Annotated in this window: 10 protein-coding genes; 9 read left to right on the top strand and 1 reads right to left on the bottom strand. The window is 52.7% G+C overall.

Annotation, left to right across the window (positions count from 1 at the left end; translation table 11 throughout):
- The 9 genes from IJN28_01860 to IJN28_01820 form a co-directional block, all read left to right on the top strand.
- On the top strand, window positions 1-348 hold a 348-nt coding region (locus tag IJN28_01860), incomplete at its 5' end, for a peptide chain release factor N(5)-glutamine methyltransferase (protein MBQ6712520.1).
- A complete protein-coding gene (locus IJN28_01855) occupies window positions 348-1385 on the top strand; it encodes a threonylcarbamoyl-AMP synthase (GenBank protein ID MBQ6712519.1) in 1038 nt (345 codons plus the stop codon). The genes IJN28_01860 and IJN28_01855, both read left to right, overlap by 1 nt.
- A 41-nt stretch (window positions 1386-1426) precedes the next feature.
- Window positions 1427-2017, top strand: coding sequence for a manganese efflux pump (locus tag IJN28_01850; GenBank protein ID MBQ6712518.1), 591 nt, complete (start codon window positions 1427-1429; stop codon window positions 2015-2017).
- 107 nt (window positions 2018-2124) lie between these two features.
- Window positions 2125-2562, top strand: a complete 438-nt coding sequence (gene rpiB / locus IJN28_01845; protein ID MBQ6712517.1) for a ribose 5-phosphate isomerase B — start codon at window positions 2125-2127, stop codon at window positions 2560-2562.
- Window positions 2563-2581: 19 nt separating this feature from the next.
- Window positions 2582-3124, top strand: a complete 543-nt coding sequence (locus IJN28_01840; protein ID MBQ6712516.1) for a TIGR01440 family protein — start codon at window positions 2582-2584, stop codon at window positions 3122-3124.
- Between the two features lie 20 nt (window positions 3125-3144).
- Entirely contained in the window at window positions 3145-4377 is a 1233-nt protein-coding gene (locus IJN28_01835) for a serine hydroxymethyltransferase (protein ID MBQ6712515.1), read from the top strand.
- 13 nt (window positions 4378-4390) lie between these two features.
- Window positions 4391-5023 carry a uracil phosphoribosyltransferase gene (upp, locus tag IJN28_01830; GenBank protein ID MBQ6712514.1) on the top strand — a complete coding sequence of 211 codons (633 nt, stop codon included), beginning with the start codon at window positions 4391-4393 and terminating at the stop codon, window positions 5021-5023.
- Window positions 5024-5038: 15 nt separating this feature from the next.
- On the top strand, window positions 5039-5497 hold the full coding sequence (locus IJN28_01825; GenBank protein MBQ6712513.1) for a cytidine deaminase: 459 nt from the start codon (window positions 5039-5041) through the stop codon (window positions 5495-5497).
- Window positions 5498-5521: 24 nt separating this feature from the next.
- Entirely contained in the window at window positions 5522-6391 is an 870-nt protein-coding gene (locus IJN28_01820; GenBank protein ID MBQ6712512.1) for a methionyl aminopeptidase, read from the top strand.
- Between the two features lie 332 nt (window positions 6392-6723).
- Here IJN28_01820 and IJN28_01815 read toward each other — a convergent pair.
- Window positions 6724-6907, bottom strand: a 184-nt coding sequence (locus IJN28_01815) for a hypothetical protein (GenBank protein ID MBQ6712511.1), incomplete at its 5' end; no start/stop codon positions are given.

Genomic DNA, 6907 nt, shown 5'->3' with positions numbered 1-6907 from the left:
GACCTCTATGCGCCTGTCGATGGATCGTTCGATGCCATTTTATCGAATCCGCCGTATATTCCCGTGCGCGACATGGCAGGCCTCTCTCCCGAAGTGAAGCAGGAGCCTGAGATGGCTCTCGTCGGCGGTGTGGACGGGCTCGATTTTTATCGCCGATTGATCGATGAGGCACCGCGCTATTTAAAAGAAGACGGTATCGTCTTGTTCGAAGTCGGTATCCATCAAGCACAGGATGTAGCCGAGCTTGGCAAAGCGCGCGGATTCCGTACGCAGAGGATACTGCCCGACTATGCGGGCATCGACCGTGTCGTCGTGCTGTCCGATCTCGATAAGGCGGTGAAAGCATGATGAAAACGAAACAGATCGTAATAGATACGGAGCGTCCGCTGGAAGTACAACTGGCAGAAGCAGGACAGCTATTAAGAGAAGGTCAGCTCGTCGCGTTCCCGACGGAAACGGTATACGGTCTTGGTGCGAACGGTCTCGACGAGATGGCGGCGAAAAAGATCTATACGGCGAAAGGCCGTCCGTCCGACAATCCGCTCATTCTTCATATTGCGGAGAAGGATGATATCATCCCGCTTACAGAAGAAGTCCCTATGAGTGCGCGTGCGCTGATAGATGCCTTTTGGCCGGGACCATTGACGCTCGTTGTAAAACGGAGCGCGATCGTACCGCGCTTGACGGCGGGCGGGCTTGATACCGTTGCTGTGCGTATGCCCGATGCCGATGTGGCGCGTGCGCTCATTCGCATGGCAGGTGTGCCCATTGCCGCACCGAGCGCGAACATCTCGGGCAGACCAAGCCCCACGACGGCGAAAACGGTAGCCGAAGACATGGACGGACGTATCGCGATGATCGTAGACGGCGGGGCGTGCCAAATCGGTGTCGAATCGACGATCGTCGATTGTACCACGCCTGTGCCGACGGTGCTTCGTCCCGGCGGTATCACCGTGGAGATGCTCACCGATGTACTCGGTGCTGTCGAGATCGACAAAGGATTGACCGACGAATCGGTGAAGCCGAAAGCTCCCGGTATGAAATATCGCCATTATGCGCCTAAGGCAGAAACGATATTGTTCGAAGGTGAAACGGAACGCAAACGTAGCGGTCTGGCAAAAGCCGTCCAAGGCGCGCTTTCGTCGGGGCGAACCGTCGGTGCGCTCGTCAGCCGTGAACTGGCAGAACGTTTACCTGATGATGTTATCACCGTCAGCTACTCCGATAAGGCAGAACTTGCAAGCCTTCTGTATGATACGCTCCGCAGTTTCGATGAAAAGGGTGCGGACGTCATCTATCTCGAAGGCGTAGACGAAACGGATATCGGATTGGCTGTGATGAACCGACTGCGCAAAGCCAGCGGAAATCGCATCGTAACTGCATAAGGTGTGTCCTTGCCTCATACAATAACGATGAGGTGAGAAATGTGACAATCGTAGAAATGACCGCGCTTAGTCTTGCACTGGGCGCGGATCTTTTTTCTGTGGCGGTCCCGCTCGGTATGATGCGCCCGTCGCTCGGTGAGATCGTAAGGATGTCGTTTGTGTTCGCGCTCTTTCATATCATATTGCTCATGATAGGTGCATCATCGGGTGCGTATCTGGCAGGTGCTTTGGAGAGGATCGGGCAGGCGGGTGAGTCGCCTGTTATCATGGCGGAGAACTGGGCAGGACTGTTTGGCGGAGGCGTGCTTTTATTATTGGGACTTCATCTTCTCTGGGAGAGCCGCAAAAAGAAGGATGATCGTCCGCTGAAATTACCGCATGGCGGTGCGCTTTTTGTTCTTGCCGTCGGTGTCAGCTGTGATGCGCTTGCCGTCGGACTTGGAATGGGGCTGTTGGGTGACGGATGGTCGCAGCTGCCTCTTGTTCTGGGCATCGTCATTTTCTTTGTCAGCGGCATTGCGCTTTCTCTGGGAGAACGCATCAGTCGCGTGTTTCCGTGGCCGTTGGAGCCCTTTGGTGCGCTTGCACTCTGTTTGTGGGGTCTGCATGCCATTTGGCGTATCGCCCGATAACATGCGAAAATTCTTCTTATAGCAGGAAAAACGGCTGAATACAGCGAAATAAAGCCAGATAACTGCAATTATAACTAGCAATTACTGCAATAGGGAGGAATGCGATTATGTTAGCGATCGGCAGTGACCATGGTGGTTATGCTTTGAAAGAAGTTATCAAAAAACAGTTGACAGATATGAATATTGAATTTGAAGATATGGGAACCTATACGACGGATTCCGTTGACTATCCCGAATACGGCGCGAAAGTAGCGCGTGCCGTAGCAAGCGGTCAGTGTGAACGCGGTATCATCATTTGCGGAACGGGGATCGGTATCTCTATCGCCGCCAACAAGATCAAAGGCATCCGTGCCGCACTTTGCAACGATGTATTCTCGGCGCAGATGTCGCGCGAACATAACGATGCCAACATTCTCGCACTCGGCGAACGTGTCACAGGCCCCGGCCTTGCACAGATGATCGTCGAAAAATGGCTCACCACCCCGTTTGGCGGAGATCGCCATGCGCGTCGTGTTGCCAAGATCATGGAACTCGAGAACGAATAAGAAAGAAGGCTTTTTGCAAATGATACAACAAGCATGGACACAACAGGCAGAAACGGCCGTCCGTGAGCTTATCGCCAAAGCCGAACTCAAACAGGGACAAGTCCTTGTGCTCGGCGGCAGCAGCAGTGAAGTCGCAGGCGCGCATATCGGCACGAGCGGTTCGGCAGATGTCGCCGAAGCTGTGCTCAAGGGTATCCTGCCCGTATGCCGCGAGCATGGTATCTACCTTGCGATGCAATGCTGTGAACATCTCAACCGTGCGCTCGTCGTCGAGCGTGAAGCCATGGAGCGATACGGCTGGGAAGAAGTATCGGTGCGTCCCGTGCCGAAGGCGGGCGGTTCGTTCGCGACAGTCGCCATGCAGATGATGGCAGACCCTGTCGTCGTCGAAACGATCAGCGCACACGCAGGCATGGATATCGGCCTTACTCTGATCGGCATGCACTTAAAACGCGTTGCCGTACCGCTTCGCTTATCGGTCAAACAGATCGGTGAAGCGACCGTCACTGCGGCAAAAACAAGACCAAAACTCATTGGCGGCGCACGTGCCGTCTACGAATAAACGAAACGGAGGGATAACCGATGTATTTGATGAAACAAGACCCCGAACTTGCACTGGCTATCCAAGCAGAAAAAGAAAGACAACAGAATAAACTCGAGCTCATCGCATCCGAAAACTTCGTATCCGAAGCAGTCATGGAAGCACAGGGCTCTGTCCTTACGAATAAATATGCCGAAGGCTACCCCGGCAAACGCTACTACGGCGGCTGTGAATGTGTCGATGTCGTAGAACAGCTTGCCATCGCCCGTGCCAAAGAACTGTTCGGCGCAGAGCATGCGAACGTACAGCCGCACTCGGGCGCGCAGGCCAATACGGCAGTATATCTCGCCTTGTTAGAACACGGCGACACCATCCTCGGTATGAACCTCGCGCACGGCGGCCATTTGACGCACGGCAGCCCGGTCAACTTCTCGGGCAAATTCTTCAACATCGTACCGTATGGCGTTGATGAACAGACGTTCCGCATCGATTATGATGAAGTACGCCGTCTTGCTCTTGAACACAAACCGAAACTTATCATCGCAGGTGCCAGCGCATATCCGCGCATCATCGACTTTGAACGTCTCGGCGAGATCGCGCGCGAAGCAGGTGCTATCTTCATGGTAGATATGGCACACATCGCAGGCCTCGTTGCGGCAGGCCTCCATCCGAGCCCCGTACCGTACGCAGACATCGTCACCACTACCACGCACAAAACACTCCGCGGTCCGCGCGGCGGTATCATCCTTTGCAAACAAAAATATGCGGCGGCTATCGACAAAGGCATATTCCCCGGCATGCAGGGCGGTCCTTTGATGCACGTCATCGCGGCAAAAGCAGCGGCATTCAAAGAAGCACTGTCGCCCGAATTCAAAGAATACCAACAGCGCATCATCGACAACGCACGCACGCTTGCCGAAACGCTTCAGGAAAGAGGCTTTACCATCATATCGGGCGGTACGGACAACCATCTCATGCTTGTTGACGTACGTCCGCAGAACCTCACAGGCAAAGTCGCCGAACATCTTCTCGACGATATCGGTGTCACCGCTAACAAAAACGCCATTCCGTTCGACCCGACCAGCCCGTTCGTAACGAGCGGTATCCGTCTTGGTACTGCGGCACTTTCGTCGCGCGGATTCAACGCGGAAGACATGAAAGAAGTCGGCAACATTATCGCCGATGCACTCAACAATCCTGACAATGAAGAGATCAAAGATGCACTTCGCGCACGCGTTGCCGCACTTTGTAAGAAATATCCACTCTACGCATAAGGAGGAACAGACTATGGCACAAAACGTATATGTCAGCTCTCATCCGCTCCTTGAGCATAAACTGTCCATTCTTCGTGACGAACGTACAGGCACGCGCGAATTCCGCGAAGTATTGAAAGAAGTTACCATGCTTCTCGGCTACGAAGCAACACGCGACCTTCCGACCGAAGAGATCGAAGTCAAAACACCTGTTGCGACTTGCACATGCAAAAAACTGTCGGGCCGCAAGCTTGTCCTCGTACCGATCCTGCGTGCAGGCATCGGCATGGTAGACGGCTTTTTGCAGCTTCTTCCGTCGGCAAAAGTCGGCCATATCGGACTTTCGCGCAATGAAGAAACGCTCGAACCGATCGAATACTATGCTAAAGTTCCGAACGAACTCGATAAACGCAACGTCATCGTCGTCGACCCGATGCTCGCAACGGGCGGCAGTGCGATCGCGGCACTTACCAAGCTGAAAGAACGCGGTGCGAAAAATCTCCGCCTCGTCTGCTTGGTCGCGGCACCTGTCGGTGTCGAAGCCGTACAGAAAGCACACCCCGAAGTGCCTATCTATCTTGCGGCACTCGATGAAAAGCTGAACGAAAAAGGATATATCGTCCCCGGCCTCGGTGACGCAGGCGACCGTATCTTCGGTACGCTGTAAAAAGGAGGAACGGACATGACAAAGCGTCCTTCTTGGGATGAATATTTCATCAATATCGCACAAGCCATCTCCAAACGTGCAACGTGTCTTAGACGTACATATGGTGCTGTCATCACGAACAACAATATCATCATCAGCACAGGCTACAACGGTGCGCCTTGCGGCATCAGCAACTGCTGTGACATCGGTTACTGTAAACGCGACGCGCTCGCCGTGCCGAAAGGACAGCGCTATGAGCTGTGCGAAGCTGTCCACGCCGAACAGAATGCTGTTATCAACGGCGATCCTGTCAAGATGGTGGGCGGAACTATCTATGTAGCAGGCCAAAATGCAGACGGCACACTCGCTTCGGGCGAGCCGTGTCTTATCTGCCGCCGCATGATCGCCAACGCGCGCATCAATCGTGTCGTCTATCTCGACAAGAATGGTGAGCTCGTCACCATCGCGGCAAAAGACCTGCTCAAACAAGCGTAAAAGCAAACGAAGGGAAGTAATACAATGAAGTTAGGCAGAAATGATGCCTGCTGGTGCGGCAGCGGCAAAAAATATAAAAATTGCCATGCCGACTTTGACGAACGAATCCAAGACTACAAACGTCAAGGCCATATCGTTCCCGACCACTCTATCATCAAAAACAAAGCGCAGATCGAAGCGATCCGCGAAAGTGCAAAAATAAACGTAGCCGTACTCGACTACGTAGCAGAAAACATCCGTGAAGGCATGACGACAGAAGAAATCAATCAGCTCGTTGACAGCAAAACACGCGAACTCGGCGGTATCCCTGCGCCGCTCGGCTATGAAGGATTCCCCAAAAGTGTCTGCACCTCCATCAACGAACAAGTCTGTCACGGTATCCCGTCTGAAAAAGACGTCTTAAAAGACGGCGACATCGTCAACGTAGACGTATCGACCATCTATAACGGATACTACTCCGACTCGTCGAGAATGTTCTGCATCGGAAACGTCAGCGAAGAAAAAGCGACACTCGTCCGTGAAACGAAAAACGCCATCGAAGCAGGCCTCAAAGAAGTCAAACCGTGGGGCTTCCTCGGCGACATGGGACAGGCAGTCAACGATTATGCCAAAGCACACGGCTATACCGTCGTAGAAGAACTCGGCGGACACGGTGTCGGTATCCACTTCCATGAAGAACCGTTCGTCAGCCACGTCACCAAACGCGGCGAAGAAATGCTCATGGTACCCGGTATGATCTTCACCATCGAACCAATGATCAACATGGGTAAACGCGACGTATTCATCGACGAAGAAAACGGCTGGACCGTCTACACAGAAGACGGTAAACCGTCCGCGCAATGGGAAGTCATGGTGCTTATCACCGAAGACGGATATGAGATACTCTCCTGGTGAGGGTATGAGGGAGGGCTCCTTGCAAAAGGGGCTCTTTTTTGTTTTTTTCTGCGTATAGAAATCGCAAGTACTTTCTTAGCATAACAGATAGCTATTTCCTTCTTGTTTACTTTTTGGCTTGCCCCAAAAAGTAACAAAAAAGGCACGCGCTGTTGAAGCGGACTATAGCTTACGCTATAACGAACTCGACCGCTTCAAAAAGCGCGGGACGCAGATGATAGCTTACTGCTAAGGGGATAGGACAGGTAAGAGTATATTGATGATTGCATCCGCAATCATCAATCCGTTCTCCCCTCAACTATGTTACAACTTCCATTGGCACAACCATCGCCTTAACAGTTCGCGACTAACCAATCATCTTCGCCTTTTCGGCTCGATTCTTGGGTCGCTGTTGCATGGCTCGTATTCGCCAATCGCCTATGGCTCTTGGATACGACCGCATGAAAAAGGAATTGAGTGATGACAGTAGGTAGTAGTCCTTTTTCAAGAGCGATGCAGTTTCTTTGTAACTTTCTT

The organism is Selenomonadales bacterium, assembly GCA_017442105.1.
Classification (GTDB): domain Bacteria; phylum Bacillota; class Negativicutes; order RGIG982; family RGIG982; genus RGIG982.
The sequence above is the reverse complement of the archived record's forward strand: the minus strand, read 5'-3'. Positions and strand labels throughout refer to the sequence as shown.